Below are 14,695 nucleotides of genomic sequence, written 5' to 3'. Positions count from 1 at the left end.
GTGAGATTGGAGCCGAATGTATCATTAAACGTGCTAATGGACGAGCTGAATCACTTGTTAGATGAGAGAATACAGGATCAAGAGATTCGGCAATTGTTTGAAGAATATCAACATCGGGAAGGTGCATCCGAGGAAAGTCTGGATCTATTCGAAAAGGAGTATGGCGTCCGGCTGCCTGGCGATTTTCGTGCCTTTTACCAAAGGAAAGACGGTAGTGGCTACGGGTTGCATGTACTGTACCCGGGTGATGCCGAGACGGGCCGATGTACACCCTTTTATCTGATGTCATTGGAAGAGATTCGAGAGACCAAACAATACTTCTGTGAAGTGGATGAGAAGCTTGAAGAGTATTATTCTGCCGAAGAGATCAGCCAGCTGGACCCGGAGATCAAACCATACCTTTTCCATAAACCATGGATTCCTTTTGCAACAATTGCAGGTGGTTCACTGTATCTGATGCTCGATTTTGATCCAACGGCGGAAGGCACGTATGGGCAGATTATTATGTACGTGCACGATCCGGACTTTGTTTATTACCTTACACCTACCTTCACGGATCTCCTCAGCATGTCGAACCGTAATCTGAAGATGATGGATGAGATCACCTATTAAAATCCTGCACGAGTAGACAATTCCTTCAATAATAAAGAAGCTGCCGAAGCAGCTCCTTTATCTGAACAAGTACTTTGAATGAGTCTAATGATTACCACTGGAAGAAACGATGTCCGTGAAATCCTCCGCCTGGAGGTCCTCCGTGTCCACCTGGACCACCCGGCCCGCCTCCATGAGGTCCGCCTGGATAGCCACCTCCGTGAGGTCCACCGGGATAGCCACCTCCTGGGAAATGACCAGGGTGTCCACCGGGGTAACCACCGCCGGGATATCCACCATGCCACCAAGCACCACCGATCGGATATGGTAGTGGAACAGGAACGATGGGCGGGTATGGATAGGGATAAGGGTAAGGATACGGTGAGGGTGGCGGAGGTGGTGGATAATAAGGGTAAGGATAACCCGCAGGTTGCGGGGATGACACTGAACCAGGGCCGTATGCCATGTAACAAGCCTCCAATGATTGGATTGATGATATCAGCCTATGCCACAGTGGTTTCAGATGATACAGCAGATTGAAGATTAATGAATAATGAGTAATGAGGGGGAACATATGGTAGCCGTAGCTTTTCACACTGATCCAAGAGGAACGGCCTATGAACTGTTGATTGACGAATTGATCGAGAAGGCAGATCGTTTTATGCTGGTAGACAGACAAAGGTACGAAGAGAACGAGATACCTGAAGTAGTTCGTGTGTTAGAGAGATTGGAGCCCTATCTTGTGGAACGAGCTACGATGGAAGAGATGATGCTGAAAAGCGGAGCCTATTATTCCGAAGGCACCTATTATACATATCGCTGTACGCCGGAATCGGGTCACGTGCTCAAAGAAGAAGCCAATCGTTTTCATGATTGGTGTTATCCGTCATTGCCGGACGATCTTTGCTTTATGACAGAAGACGGAAATGATTATTTTTTCTCTGTGGCCCATGAGCATATGTACGGCATGAGGATCACATACAAAGAAGCGAGTGAACTTATGGAGCGGATTCCGGGGTTGTTCTTTGATTTGGACCGTCATAAGGAAATTGATCATCTCCTGGACGATGCGATCAGACATCAGACCGATAAGCTGGATATCAGCTTACATGGTTTAAGTGAGCTTCCCGAACGAATTCGGGAGTTGAAGCACTTGAAGGAGTTGACGATTTTTGAGCAGAATCTGTACTCACTCCCTGCAGGTCTGTTTGAACTTACTTCATTGGAAAGATTGGTCATTACAACGCTGGATCTGGAGCGTATTCCGGCAGAGATCGGGAAACTGAAGCAACTTCAAGAGTTAAGAATTTATTGTGGCAGTCCTTTTGAATCTGCACCTGGTTGGAGGCCCAAACCACAAACTGAGTTGGGATTAAATTGTATCCCGCCTGAGATTGGTGAATTAAGTGAGCTGAAGTATCTGGAGATAGTATATTCTGGTATACGTGAACTCCCCCCGGAGTTGGAAAAACTGAAGAATCTGCGTGCTATACTGGTGACAAATGCACTGATTGAAGGAACTCCGGATGTTGTCACAAGAATGCACTGGCTGGAGTATGTAGACTTAATGAATATTCCATTTGGCACCCATTGGGAAGAAGTCTGGGAAATGAAAAAGAACATGTAATAAATAGAGCCCTGCTCGGGATGTCCGAGTCAGGGATATTTGTTATGCGATGAAAACTTGGAGGAAATGGGCTCACGTATCTGGGCGCTGGGCATAAGCTGGCATATAGGTTATGACCTAAACCGAGAGCGAAGGGCAGGCGTTTTATTTTGGCAACCTCATACATGGATTACACTTTACCAACCACCGAATTTACTTACGATTTGAGCAATAATCCGTTATTCAAGAAGGATGAGAACAACTATATTAACGCTCTTTCCATCAAGCAGTTAAACACACTGGGCAATGCTTCTTTACTGGATATTTTCCTCAACACGGGCAATGTGGTTGAACCACATACGCATCAGAATGCAACGGAGTTGGTATACTGCATCAGCGGTGCGGCAGTTGTTTCCCTCATTAATCCATTTACCAACGAGCTTCTTCATTTCCCGATTACTCCGGGGCAGGTGGCTAACGTTCCTCAAGGCTGGTGGCACTATGAAGTGGCCACTGCAGATCACACGCACTTACTCGCAATCTTTGATGCACCGGTTCCTGAAGCGATATTTGGCTCAGACACCTTACGTCTTACACCTGCAAAACTTTTGGCTTATACGTACTGTCTGGATGAGAAAAAAGTTCAAGAAGCACTTGCTCCCATTCAAAAAACAGTGATTATTGGCCCGCCGGCAGATTGCCAGCCTTCAATTGCTCCTGCCTCTAACAGTGCTCCAAATGTGAATCATCAGCCTTACGTAATGCCTAATGTACAACCCAATGTACAGCCAAACATGCAACCAAACACACAACCCAATGTACAACCAAACATGCAGCCCAATACACAGCCAAACAACCAACCAAACATGCAACCTTACGTGAACCGTCTTCCGTACTGGGGCACTTGGGTTGATCCACGTATTATTCATGAGCCGGGCTGTCCGTATTATAGAGAGCTTCCTATGAATACGAATAATCAAGAGGACAGATGACGGTCATGAGGCGAGGTTTATCTAATACACATAAGTATTTCAGTTAAATTAGGTATAACAAAAGAAGCGTCCGCAAAGGAGCGCTTCTTTTGTTGATTAAAGGTGTCTTCAAACCTGCTGAAAGCCGATGCATACCTGAACGAGTCCGGAGCATGGAGTGCTAACGAATCGTAGGCGTCTTAATCAAGGGTTTGAAGCGTGCCCAGAAATCTAAAGAATCTGAGACACGTTATATCAGAATAAACAGCCGTATGAAGTGTTTTTATCGGGGGATTTTGGGAAATAACGAGTCTGAGGTTCCTTACAATTTTAAATGAGGACCTAGAGGCCAAATAAGATGTCCTGAGTTCCTAAGAGAATTTTCAACTAACATTTACACGATAACGGAGAGGGCAGAAATAACTTGAAGAAGCGGAGCGTTCGCCTAAAAGCTTTCTAAAAGAAAGCTACATCGAAAGCATACGCTATCACCGGATTTTCCCTATGAAAAAATGGAATAAAAAAATCTGGGGATAACAGCGATCGTAGAGTTATTCTGCCATCGGAGTGCCAGTGTAAATATATTCATTAGTTGAACTTATATATGATTTAATTTACGATGTGTAATTTCGTCCCAAGCCAAGCTCCGTCAATAATTGACGATAAGCAATCGAAGTACGGTCTGCGGGAATATGGGCCTCGGCATGCAGATCAAGGGGCAGATCCTCCGGTTTCTGTGACTCGACCATCTCGCGGTCTTCTTCAAATACCTGCAAGTTGAACTTGATTGTGTCTTCAATCGGAGCGTCTTTGTCAAAGTTGCGTGTGATTGGACAGAATAAACGTGTATAACGGGCAGAGATTGGCGAAGCACAATTCAGAATATTCAGCTTGTCGTCTCCTGGGAAATGTACCGTAAGAGAAGCCGCAAAAGGTGGGAACACTCGAAACTCGCGCAGCCATTGGAAACCTTCAGGTGCAACAAGATCTTGCCCTTTGCCATAGTTACTTACAGTACTCCAATACTCGGCCAGTAACTCATTACCTTCGCGTTTCACTTTGTATTGGGGGACTTCTGTGTTGTTTCGGTCACCAAACGTTTCGGTATGCACATAGGCAAAATGGGATACATCCAGGAATCCCTCCATTTGTCGTCCAGAGGAACCAGCAATGTCAAAGTTGGGTGGCAAAATATTGATATAATCCGGATCATCCCATCCAGGGAAGGAGGGGATCTGTTCTTCCGTTCCCGCCAAAGTGGTCCAGATCAAGCCATAACGTTCGACTGCCGGGTACACGATAAGTTTGAGCTTAGGCGAGATCTTGGAGCTTGGGTGCGCAGGTACTGCGGTACATTTTCCTTCACAATTATAACGGAAACCATGATAAGGGCAGACAATCTCGCCATTTTCTACCCAGCCTTTACTAAGTGGAGCCCCCCGGTGAAAACAAAGATCCTTGGCTACCACAACCTGATCATTACTGCGGTAGAGAACCAGCTTCACATCGAGTAATTGAGCAGCCAGGGGTTTGTCTGTTACTTCGGTTGCTTGGGCTACCGGGTACCAATATTGGGATAATACATGCCAGTCTTCAGCAGTGAACGTACACCCTCTAGGTAATTCGGAAGTCATCGTATGGTTTGCGTTGGAAGTTATCATAGGAAACACTCCTTGCTGATATGGATAAACGATTCTCTTTTTAATGTCAGAAAAGTTAACTTCATTAGCCGTATGTTACTACTCTTTTGGTCAAAATATCAATATATCCAACCTGCTTTTGGTTAAAATCACAAACGCTACAGCAAAAACCGTACATGAATACGGAAAAACGCGGATTTTTCTTACGTTAGAAGTTAATTGTAAAAAGAGAACAACCTTTCAGTATGTTTTTCCATTACTGATTATTAACTCCATGGAGGTTGTCCTACCATCAGAATTCAGTGTGAATATTCGTTAGTTGAGCAACTATTCTTGTGGGCATAAAAAGATTTTCGCAAAGAATGTCACAGATCCCGGCCGTCATTTGTCTACAGTATGTAAACCAAATGACGGAGGCGAATGAGAAATGAATTTAAGAACGAATTACAGAGTAGCGAGTCCAGGTGCTTTTAAAGCGATGATGGCAATGGAGCAATATATATCCGGGCAATTTGAAAATAAAGTATTGTATGAGCTGTTAAAAATCCGAGTGTCCCAGATTAATGGCTGCGCCTTTTGTCTCGATATGCATGCCAAAGATCTGATGAAACTGGGAGATTACGCGGATCATATTCTTTTGCTAAGTGTGTGGCGTGAAGGGGCTTTCTTCACGGATCAAGAACGTGTTATGCTGGAGCTGGCTGAAGCGGTGACCCGAATCTCGGAACACGGTGTACCCCTTGCGTTGTACGATAAGGTTCGTGAACATTTCAGTGAATCCGAACTGGTGGATCTGATCCTAGCCATTAACACGATTAATAACTGGAACCGGATTGCGATCACAACTGGGATGTATCCGGGTTGCTTTAACTAAAAAATACACGCACCATGCCAGAGGAGGCTTCTTATGAATTCTAATTTCCACGCCAATGAGCCAGAAGTGTCTTCTCTGGATGTTGGTGAGTTGTATATTCGTTATAAAAAATATGCATTTTCAATAGCTTACCGCATGCTGGGCAGTGTGGCAGAAGCTGAAGATATTGTGCAGGATTGTTTTGCGGGGATTCAGAGCACGTCTGCTCAGGATATTCGTAATCCCAAGTCCTACATCGCCAGATTGGTGGTGAACCGAAGCTTGAATCTGCTAAATTCCGCCCGTAATCAGCGGGAAAGTTATGTTGGTGAGTGGCTGCCAGAGCCGATGGGTGACAGTGAAGAGGCGAACATGCCAGAGGAAACGATGGAGAAAAAAGAGCTGATCTCCTACGCCTATCTGGTCATGTTGGAGCGTCTATCGCCCATGGAACGGGCTGTTTTTGTCCTTCGTGAAGCGTTCCGATATGATTATTCCGAAATAGCAGATTGGCTGGGCAAAACGGAGAGTAACTGCCGTCAAATCTTTAGCCGTGCCAGACGAAATCTGCCCGAAAGACTTCCGCCGATCGAGCAGAGTGATACGGATATGATAGCCAAAGGTGAATTGCTGAGCCGTTTTACAACGGCTTTCCTTCGTTATGACGTCTCTGCCATGCTGGAGTTACTGGCAGATCAGCCTGTATTTACAGCAGATGGCGGTGGCGTTGTGCATACCGTTATGAGAACAATGAATGTGCACAAAGGTGTGCTTGCACTCCTGACCTCACGGCGAGTCCTTACGCGATTACGTGAGAGAGAATGGGTACCGATGTGGATCAATGGCGAACTTCAACTCGCGTTGATGAAAGAAGGGCAGTTGTCCGAGGTACTCTGTTTGGAGCTGGACGCTTCCGGAGAGCGGATTGAGGGTGTGTATCTCGTCGTCAATCCGAACAAACTTACATCAATAGTGACTTAAACTCTTTGATCCAAACGTAACGACTTGATATATAAACTTAAAAGCGACAACCTCTGTCACGAGGATTGCCGCTTTTTTGGCATTCACATTTTGCGATTCAGCATCCGATTATTCCCGGGCAAATTGTTGTTGAACAGGTTCAATGATTGCTCTGACTTCAGGTGTAAGCTCATCATTGTTCTGATTGAGAACCAGTAAAATCTTTTCCATAGTGTCCAGAAGAACACTCTGCGTATCGGGCTCCCGGTAAGCCAAAGCTTTCTCGTAAGCCTGTTTCACCACAGGGTCCATGGTGCGAATTTCTTCATCCGTGTACCAATCATAAGCAGGTGTGTTGTCACTTCCGTAAAACAGATAATCCACAAATAACCCTTGCTTCACTGCTGATGTGCGATTGGAATTCGGGAAGTTGTTCAAAAAGGCTTCTTTCTCCAATACACGCTGGATTAATTCGTTCCAAGAGATGATAATGCCCCCATCTGAAGTTGTCATTTGGTTGGACTCGGTAGCCATAATATTAATGTATGCAGCAATATCAGCCTTAACAAAAGGCTTGAACTTTTGATATATCTCATAATTGATGATGGGGTAATACAAGCCTTCACTGGTTTCCAGTTTGAACCCGAGATCTGAAGCTTCCTGCAGAAGTTTCTTCACGGTCGGATCTTTAATTTCTTTGAGCAGACGACTATATGTAAGCTTCTGTTCGTAACCAAGTTGTTCATGGGCTTGAGATATGGCCTGTTGAAATTGTTCCGTATACATTTGGTAGTCCATATTAGCCAATTTCACGTTCTGCATGTTCTCCAGTTGCAGCGTCATTAGTGTGGCCTGCCAAGGGTCGACTTTATTGATATGATTCATCAGGTATTTACGCGCTTTAACCAGACTTTCTGTGGACTTCACTGCTTCTGTTCGATAGGTTTGGAATTGATGATACACCGCTTTGGAAGCGGGGACAGGTGCAGCTAGTGTTGTTGAAGGTGTGAGTATTGCGCCAATGGCAGTACAGCCGAGAGCCATAGCCAGTAAACCAAGTTTAGCAGGTTGCTTCCATCTCATTTGTATACCTCCCCATTAATGAAGAAAAAGCCATTTGAATTCTCGTATAACGGCATTTCACCCTATTTATATGTATGATCCGTAAGTTGAAAATGTACGGGTTTGTCTTTGATTAAACCAGTTTCTGGTAAGCGAATCAAGTGTCTTCAGTAGGAAAATGATTACAAATAATGAAAGAACAGCCCCTAAAACCCGAAAGGGTTAAGAGACTGTTCTGGGGAAGCGGATTTTATTTTCTAATTAATGAAGTGGTTTATTGTTAATAGGCATCTGAGGTGCCCCGGTTGCTGGAATGTATGCCTGAAGCATCTGTTGTGTATCACTTGGAGTGAGTTGAGGTACTTGGTAATAGGCGTTTTTATTCTGGAACATGAAAATTTCATAGGCCATCTCAATAAAATGCTGGATCTGCGAAGCGATGACTCGGCGAACCGTTCCATTTGTGATCTCGCTACAGGACATGCCGAGCAGACTCGCATGTGACTTGATCAGTCCCAGCATATGACCGCTAATCCCGGCATCCTTTACATCGGCCAAGCTCTGGTTTGGCTTTTTCGGTGCTGAGGGCTTAAGGCCATATACCGGTGGTACCATGTTGGGGATCATGTAGGTAGCTGTCTCTTGATGAGGCTTCTGTCCGGATGCAAAACACTCTGCTGTCAGATTGTACTGGGATAATATGAAGTTGTACTGCCGGTCGAGAATGCCAATCAGTTCCTGGCTCTGCACAAATGTACGAAAGATCATGTATTGATCCAGCACGTTAATGGTGGAGGACAGAATCTCATGCACATCGAACATCTCATGGCCGCCATGATTCATGTTAGGGGTGACATTTGGATTAGCATTCAATGTAGGTTGTACTAAATTTTGAGGGTGCATCGAATTTGGATTCATTGTAAATTTGATTCTCCTTTGGTAAATGGTATGATTCTATATAAGTTGAACGAAAGAATATTTACACTTGCCACTCCGATGACAGAACAACCTTCCGATCGCTGTTATCCCCAGATTTTTAATTCGATTTTACAAAGGTGAAAATCCGGTGATAAGCTTATGCTTCCGAAGTAGCTTTCTTGTAGAAAGCTTTTAGCGAACGCTTCGCTTCTGTAGTTTGTTTCTGTCCTCTGAGTTCTTGTGCAAATGTATAGTTCAACTTCTATAGTATGCTTGGAGAGTAGTGAATTTATGTAATATGTTAGGAGTATACGCACAAACAGGAATAGGTATGGTGGTGGTTAAGATGGAAGAGACCAATTGGGGTGTAGCAAAGGATTTGTTCGTCAAACATTATGGGAGCGCTATACAGATGCATCGAGAAGGCGTGTATGCGGACTATAAGCGATGGGACGTACCCCAAGAGTTAGAAGAACAATGGATAGGAGAGCGAATTCAACAATTAAGTTCCGAGTTGTCTATTATGAATTGGGATGCGGTGGATGAGCTTGCGTTGATTGCCAAACATCGGACAGAACCCAGTATTATTATGGCAATAACAGCATTTGCATCGAGACAATTGAAGAGTGCGGACAGTATGGTTCGTCTCGTGTACGCTGAACGTCTGATTGAGCTGATTAAACGGTATGAATCCTCTCTGCCGATGGACAAGTTACGGGAAACCTATCAATTGACGATGGACTTGCTGGTCGATGTGGCGACGAAACCGTTGGTGCTTGATCCAGGCCATGAATTACAGCAGTATGGATTAAAGGATAAACGAGGATTGAATTTGCGTGTTGAAAAGAATAAAGAAGAAATCATCCGCTATTTTCGAAACTAATTGAATTTTATCAAGTGAGGTCAGAATCATTGAGAAAACTGAATTATATTCGCATATTTATTTTCCTTAGTGTGGTTACTATAGTAACGCTTGGCTTGTACTACGTAGCCGCAGATTGGCTGGATCAGCGTTATTTCCGCTTCCTGATCTGGAATCTGTTCTTGGGCTGGATTCCTTTTGTGTTCTCTTATGCAGCCTATCTTCTAAGTGATGTGAAATGGAAAGGTGCCGCATGGCTTGCAGTTGCAAGTGGTCTGCTGTGGTTGTTATTTTTCCCGAACTCTTCTTACATTGTTACGGATCTGGTTCATCTGACAGCGAGAAGTTCCCGGTATTATGGTGGGAACGGGGTGGACTACACGTATTGGTACGATTTAAGTGTTCTATTAATGTTTGTCTGGACTGGACTCCTGCTTGGATTCCTGTCGATGTATCAGCTTCAGGAAGTGATCTATCACCGAATTGGACGCTGGGCATCCTGGATCTTTGTACTGGTTGGCAGTGCTTTGGGAAGTTACGGGGTATTGCTTGGACGTGTATATCGACTGAATAGCTGGGATGCACTGACGAATCGCGAGACGCTGATTGAACTTATGCACGAAAGTTTAAGTCGCCCTTCTCTTGCGTTTTGTTTGTTTTTTGGTACGTTTATCACTACAATCTATGCCACATTGTACTATCTGATTAATACGAGGTCTCCCCGTGAAACGAAGAAGATTACAGGAAGTCCCGAGTCGGACCTGCAAGCGTTACGCTAATTCATGTTGCCTCGAGACATGCAGCTAGATAGACTTACGGTAAAACGAGTGGAACAAGTTATTGAACAGCACTTGAGCATGCTTTGTCAAACTTAATCTTACGTTGTATGAAGAAGGGTTATTTCCTTTTATAAGGGAGTAATCCTTCTTTTTATGAAAATTTGGCAGGTATGCAGGATATGACGAAGAATTAAGAATGAGAATGTAATGAATACATAGACAAGTAGGTGAACAACAAAATGTTGAATGCGGTAGAGCTGACAACAAAAGTAGAAGAAGTAATGGAAAGCATTAATTTTTCGGGTGTTGTATTACTCCAGCAAGCCGGGAAAACCCTTTTGAATATGAAACGTGGTTATGCGAATCGCAGTGAAGAACTTGCCAATCAGGTGGACACACGCTTTGGAATTGCATCAGGATGTAAGGTCTTCACGGCAGTGAGTATATGCCAACTAATTGAAGCGGGCAAGTTGTCTGCGGATTCCAAGCTTACGGATGTGTTGGATGTGGAGTTTCCACTGTGGGACAAAGGGATCACCATCCAGCAGTTGTTAACACACACGTCAGGCATTCCGGATTATTTCGATGAAGAAGTGATGGATGACTTTTCAGAATTATGGAAAGACAGACCCGTCTACGCGATGCGGCGTTTAAGTGACTTTCTGCCCATGTTTCAGCATCTGCCAATGAAGTCTGCTCCGGGTGAACGTTTTCATTATAATAATGCGGGTTTTATTGTGCTGGGGCTTGTCGTGGAACAACATTCAGGATTGTCGTTTACAGATTATGTGGAAGAGCACATTTTCAAAAGGTGTGGCATGAAGGACTCCGGTTATTTCGTAACAGATCAGCTTCCGCGTAACACAGCTTTAGGGTATATCGATCATGAAGATGGCTCTTGGAATACTAATATGTTCTCCATTCCTGTCAAAGGTGGATCAGATGGTGGAGCCTATGTTACGGCACCGGATATGATTCGATTTTGGGGTGCTTTGCTGGGTAACCAATTGTTGAATGAAGAGGCGACACAGCAGTTATTAACTCCACATGCTCATCAAGAGGATGAAGAGTATTATGGGCAGGGTATCTGGATTGACCGTAAAGAGGAAGACATTTTCAAATTTCATGTCATGGGGTTTGATCCAGGAGTGTCGTTCATGTCTTCCGTGTATCGGGACTATGATCTACAACTGGTTGTGGTCTCTAATCAACAGTCTGGTCCGTATCCAATAACAATTGCTATCGAAGAAGCTTTGGCATGACGAATAACCCTCAACCTATGGTCAGGTTATGGCCACAAGGTAGAGGGTTCATTTATGAGACAAGATAAAAAGAATGCCTGCGTTTATAACATTTTCCATAGCTCAGGGGCGATTAATCGAGGGAAAACATCCAGCGGAGGTTTCTCTTTCTTTCGTTTGTCATTGGTTAACACCGTAACAAGTTCGAGCTCTGGGACAATATATACATACTGACCACCAAATCCTCGCGCGTAATAATAATGGAGATTGGGTTGGTCGTCTTCAGCAGCAATATTTTCGGAGTCAGACCTTTCGTTCGGATAGACATCCACCCACCAATGCCAAGCATAACTGCCGTGATTCGGTGGAGTGACTGTAATGAAAGGTTGCGTCGAACGGGATATGAGATCACTTGAAATGAGAGACTCACCCTCCCACATCCCTTGTTGTAGAAACAGCTGACCAAATTTCAACAGATCTACGGGTAACATTTTAAGACCGAATCCGCCGGTATGTACACCTTGAGGGTCACTTTCCCATTCGTAATCCTTAATTCCCAGCGGGCCAAAAAGATAACGCTCTGCGAACTCTGCTACGTTCATACCTGCATTTTGCATCAGGATGGCGGATAGGATCTGTGATACTCCTGAGTTGTACTCCATATATGTACCCGGTACATGGCTTAAGCGTTGTTCCAACGCAAAATCTACCCAATGATCGGTGCGGGTCATGCGAGGGAATGAATTCTGCCCGCCGAACTCGTCCCAGTTGAATCCGGCTGTCATCGTGAGCAGTTGTTCCAGTGTGATCGAAGGTTTACGCGGATCAGGATCGGATGTCAACTGTGGAAAGAAGGTGGAGATTGGGGTTGATGCCTCTGGCAACAAACCTTTATCCATCGCTATACAGATGAGCGCGGATAGCACACTCTTGGTACATGAATTGATTTTTGCAATATCAGTCGCAGCCTCTTGGTTGCGGTAGTGTTCGTACATAATCTCACCGCGTACGCTGACGAGGCAACTTCGCAGATCCAGCTGCGGAACGATCTGTTGTAACTTGGATGACAGTGATGAAGGATTCATAGTGTCCTTTCTGTACGGTTGATTTGTTATAGGATTTTGTAGAAATAGGTGTCCATTATCTTAGCATACTCACGAGGTAGGGCTCAACAAGCGCTACATTATTATGTCAAAGCAAGCATGCAAAATGCGATATCCTATGAAAGCTATAAGAATCACATGCGAATATCGCATAAATTCCCAGCATTGTCTGTCAATCTTATATAATTGTCATGAGAAGAGTACCAGACATGTATAAGAGAAAGGGGTCTGTGATGTGGGAAATATAATAGAAGAATTATATTACGGTAACCTGAGACCAGAGGAGAATATTGTTCCTAAAGATTCGGAGTATCGTTCTATTCATAAGGAGATTACAGCTTATATCGAAAAATTTCAGAAAAAGCTCTCGGAGGATGACTTTAAACAACTCGAGGTATTGTTTGATATGATGGATCAAGTTCATTCTATACATTCAAAAGAGGCTTTTGCCAGTGGTTTCAAAATTGGGACGTTGATTATGATCGAGAGTGGATACTCAAGCTAATATTCTGGTTTTTCACAATTTGTGGTTACATAGTTAACCTCTTTCCTATGAAGATATGGAAGAGGTTTTTACTATTATGAATATGCTAAATATAGGAAAAATATCATATGAAACATGAACTATGTTAGTGCGTATTAAGGTTAGAAATGGTAAAATATCAATGCCTAGACATGGAATAAGTAGATTAAAGACAATTAAATATAGGAAATAGTGTAGAATCAGTGTTTTAGCAAAAAAACTTTATAGTAAATTATAGTAATCTAATACTGAATTGAGGAATTGAACATGGCGATTATTGACGTAATTAAGTATGATGGCTCACCTGATGTGTTTGCTTGGAAACATCCCGAGACTGAACTGGGAACATGGACTCAGTTAATTGTGAATCAATCTCAACAAGCAATTCTTTTCAAGGATGGAAGAGCACTTGATATGTTTGGACCCGGAAGGCATACGTTGAGTACTGCAAATATCCCAATCTTGAACCGACTCGTTAACCTTCCGTTCGGAGGGAAGTCACCTTTTGCAGCAGAAGTATGGTATGTCAATCAAGTAAGCGCATTGGACGTTAAATGGGGAACGGCGAATCCGATTCAGATCCAGGATCCCAAGTATAATATTATTGTTCCCGTAAGAACATTTGGACAAATGGGAATTAAAATTTCGGATTCACGAAAATTTTTGGTCAAGCTTGTGGGAACACTGCCTGAGTTTAACCAAGCTAATATGATTAATTACTTCCGTGGGTTGATTATCATGAATATTAACTCCATGTTGTCATCATATCTAATACATAGAAAAGTAAGTGTTTTGGAGATCAATGCATATATCGCCGAGATATCACGACATTTTGCAGATACGGTAGCTTCTACTTTTGAAGAATTTGGTATTGAGTTAATCAACCTGTATATTCACAATGTTAATCTGCCTGAAGAAGACCCTTCAGTCATTCGATTAAGAGAAGCGTTGGCACGCAAAGCTGAGATGGATATTATTGGGTACACATATCAGCAAGAACGTTCGTTTGATACGCTTGAAGGTGCAGCGAAGAATGAAGGAAGCATGCAGTCAGACATTATGGGCGCAGGGCTTGGTATGGGCATGGGGGTTGGTCTGGGTGGTTCTTTCAGTGGCGAGATGTCCCAGATGTCTAAAGTGATGTCTACGAAGGAAACGCCTGCAGTAAGTATATGTAAGCAGTGCCATCATCCGAATCAGGAGAACAGCTCTTTTTGCAGCAAATGTGGCAATTCATTAGCCGAAAAATCGGTAGCAACAACAGATTGCAACAATTGTGGACATGCCTTGCCAAAGGGAACCAAATTCTGTCCTAACTGTGGTGACAAATACCATGCATGTCCTTCATGTGGGGCGGATAATGCGGAGAACGCATTGGAATGTATCCAATGTCATCAACCGATGCCTAGCCCATGCCCAAATTGTAACCATATGAATTCCGGTCATACAAAATTCTGTGGCAACTGTGGCACAAGTTTAAGCTTGAAATGTAGTCGGTGCCAACATGAAGTAAAACCCGGCCAGAAGTTCTGTCTCGATTGCGGAAACAATCTGCAAGAAGGAGGACAGGCATAGTGATGGTAAAA

At 43.7% G+C, this 14,695-nt stretch carries 15 protein-coding genes; 10 read left to right on the top strand and 5 right to left on the bottom strand.

The features are described from left to right. Nucleotides 1-6 precede the first annotated feature (6 nt). Complete coding sequence (locus tag MHI48_RS18590) at nt 7-612, top strand: SMI1/KNR4 family protein (protein ID WP_256721183.1); 606 nt, start codon at nt 7-9, stop codon at nt 610-612. A 91-nt stretch (nt 613-703) separates the two neighbouring features. On the opposite strand, the gene MHI48_RS18585 is transcribed toward MHI48_RS18590, so the two are convergent. Then, nucleotides 704-1,057 carry a hypothetical protein gene (locus tag MHI48_RS18585; RefSeq protein WP_143780977.1) on the bottom strand — a complete coding sequence of 118 codons (354 nt, stop codon included), beginning with the start codon at nt 1,055-1,057 and terminating at the stop codon, nt 704-706. 108 nt (nt 1,058-1,165) lie between these two features. On the opposite strand from MHI48_RS18585, the gene MHI48_RS18580 reads away from it, so the two are divergent. Next, on the top strand, nt 1,166-2,218 hold the full coding sequence (locus MHI48_RS18580; RefSeq protein ID WP_405141407.1) for a leucine-rich repeat domain-containing protein: 1,053 nt from the start codon (nt 1,166-1,168) through the stop codon (nt 2,216-2,218). Between the two features lie 149 nt (nt 2,219-2,367). Continuing rightward, nucleotides 2,368-3,189, top strand: coding sequence for a cupin domain-containing protein (locus tag MHI48_RS18575; RefSeq protein ID WP_405141405.1), 822 nt, complete (start codon nt 2,368-2,370; stop codon nt 3,187-3,189). A 593-nt stretch (nt 3,190-3,782) separates the two neighbouring features. Here the strand turns inward: MHI48_RS18575 and MHI48_RS18570 are convergent. After that, nucleotides 3,783-4,829, bottom strand: a complete 1,047-nt coding sequence (locus MHI48_RS18570) for an aromatic ring-hydroxylating dioxygenase subunit alpha (protein WP_211084762.1) — start codon at nt 4,827-4,829, stop codon at nt 3,783-3,785. Nucleotides 4,830-5,235: 406 nt separating this feature from the next. Between MHI48_RS18570 and MHI48_RS18565 the strand changes: the two genes are divergently transcribed. Further along, nucleotides 5,236-5,682: a carboxymuconolactone decarboxylase family protein gene (locus tag MHI48_RS18565; protein ID WP_076328453.1), complete on the top strand. Its 447-nt coding sequence runs from the start codon at nt 5,236-5,238 to the stop codon at nt 5,680-5,682. A 33-nt stretch (nt 5,683-5,715) separates the two neighbouring features. After that, the gene (locus tag MHI48_RS18560) at nt 5,716-6,642 is read left to right on the top strand and encodes a sigma-70 family RNA polymerase sigma factor (RefSeq protein WP_076328454.1); all 927 of its coding nucleotides are present in this window, start codon (nt 5,716-5,718) and stop codon (nt 6,640-6,642) included. A gap of 108 nt (nt 6,643-6,750) precedes the next feature. Here the strand turns inward: MHI48_RS18560 and MHI48_RS18555 are convergent, their stop codons facing one another. Continuing rightward, a complete protein-coding gene (locus MHI48_RS18555) occupies nt 6,751-7,704 on the bottom strand; it encodes a hypothetical protein (RefSeq protein ID WP_405141402.1) in 954 nt (317 codons plus the stop codon). 240 nt (nt 7,705-7,944) lie between these two features. Next, nucleotides 7,945-8,586 (bottom strand): spore coat protein, encoded by a 642-nt coding sequence (locus MHI48_RS18550; RefSeq protein ID WP_051447307.1) that lies wholly within the window; start codon nt 8,584-8,586, stop codon nt 7,945-7,947. A gap of 361 nt (nt 8,587-8,947) precedes the next feature. Here MHI48_RS18550 and MHI48_RS18545 point away from each other — a divergent pair, with 361 nt between their 5' ends. The 3 genes from MHI48_RS18545 to MHI48_RS18535 all read left to right on the top strand — a co-directional run bounded on the left by MHI48_RS18545 (nt 8,948) and on the right by MHI48_RS18535 (nt 11,504). Continuing rightward, nucleotides 8,948-9,484, top strand: a complete 537-nt coding sequence (locus MHI48_RS18545; RefSeq protein WP_405141400.1) for a hypothetical protein — start codon at nt 8,948-8,950, stop codon at nt 9,482-9,484. A gap of 29 nt (nt 9,485-9,513) precedes the next feature. Then, nucleotides 9,514-10,242 (top strand): DUF1361 domain-containing protein, encoded by a 729-nt coding sequence (locus MHI48_RS18540; protein WP_405141398.1) that lies wholly within the window; start codon nt 9,514-9,516, stop codon nt 10,240-10,242. Nucleotides 10,243-10,481: 239 nt separating this feature from the next. After that, nucleotides 10,482-11,504, top strand: a complete 1,023-nt coding sequence (locus MHI48_RS18535) for a serine hydrolase domain-containing protein (protein ID WP_405144688.1) — start codon at nt 10,482-10,484, stop codon at nt 11,502-11,504. A gap of 83 nt (nt 11,505-11,587) precedes the next feature. On the opposite strand, the gene MHI48_RS18530 is transcribed toward MHI48_RS18535, so the two are convergent. After that, a complete protein-coding gene (locus tag MHI48_RS18530; protein ID WP_405141396.1) occupies nt 11,588-12,568 on the bottom strand; it encodes a serine hydrolase domain-containing protein in 981 nt (326 codons plus the stop codon). Nucleotides 12,569-12,821: 253 nt separating this feature from the next. Here MHI48_RS18530 and MHI48_RS18525 point away from each other — a divergent pair, with 253 nt between their 5' ends. Together MHI48_RS18525 and MHI48_RS18520 are read left to right on the top strand one after the other, a co-directional pair. Further along, the gene (locus tag MHI48_RS18525) at nt 12,822-13,091 is read left to right on the top strand and encodes a DUF6809 family protein (protein WP_405141394.1); all 270 of its coding nucleotides are present in this window, start codon (nt 12,822-12,824) and stop codon (nt 13,089-13,091) included. 285 nt (nt 13,092-13,376) lie between these two features. Then, complete coding sequence (locus MHI48_RS18520; protein WP_047843479.1) at nt 13,377-14,684, top strand: SPFH domain-containing protein; 1,308 nt, start codon at nt 13,377-13,379, stop codon at nt 14,682-14,684. Nucleotides 14,685-14,695 lie beyond the last annotated feature (11 nt).

It is taken from the genome of Paenibacillus sp. FSL H7-0942, from assembly GCF_045040715.1.
Lineage (GTDB): Bacteria > Bacillota > Bacilli > Paenibacillales > Paenibacillaceae > Paenibacillus > Paenibacillus amylolyticus.
The sequence above is the reverse complement of the archived record's forward strand: the minus strand, read 5'-3'. Positions and strand labels throughout refer to the sequence as shown.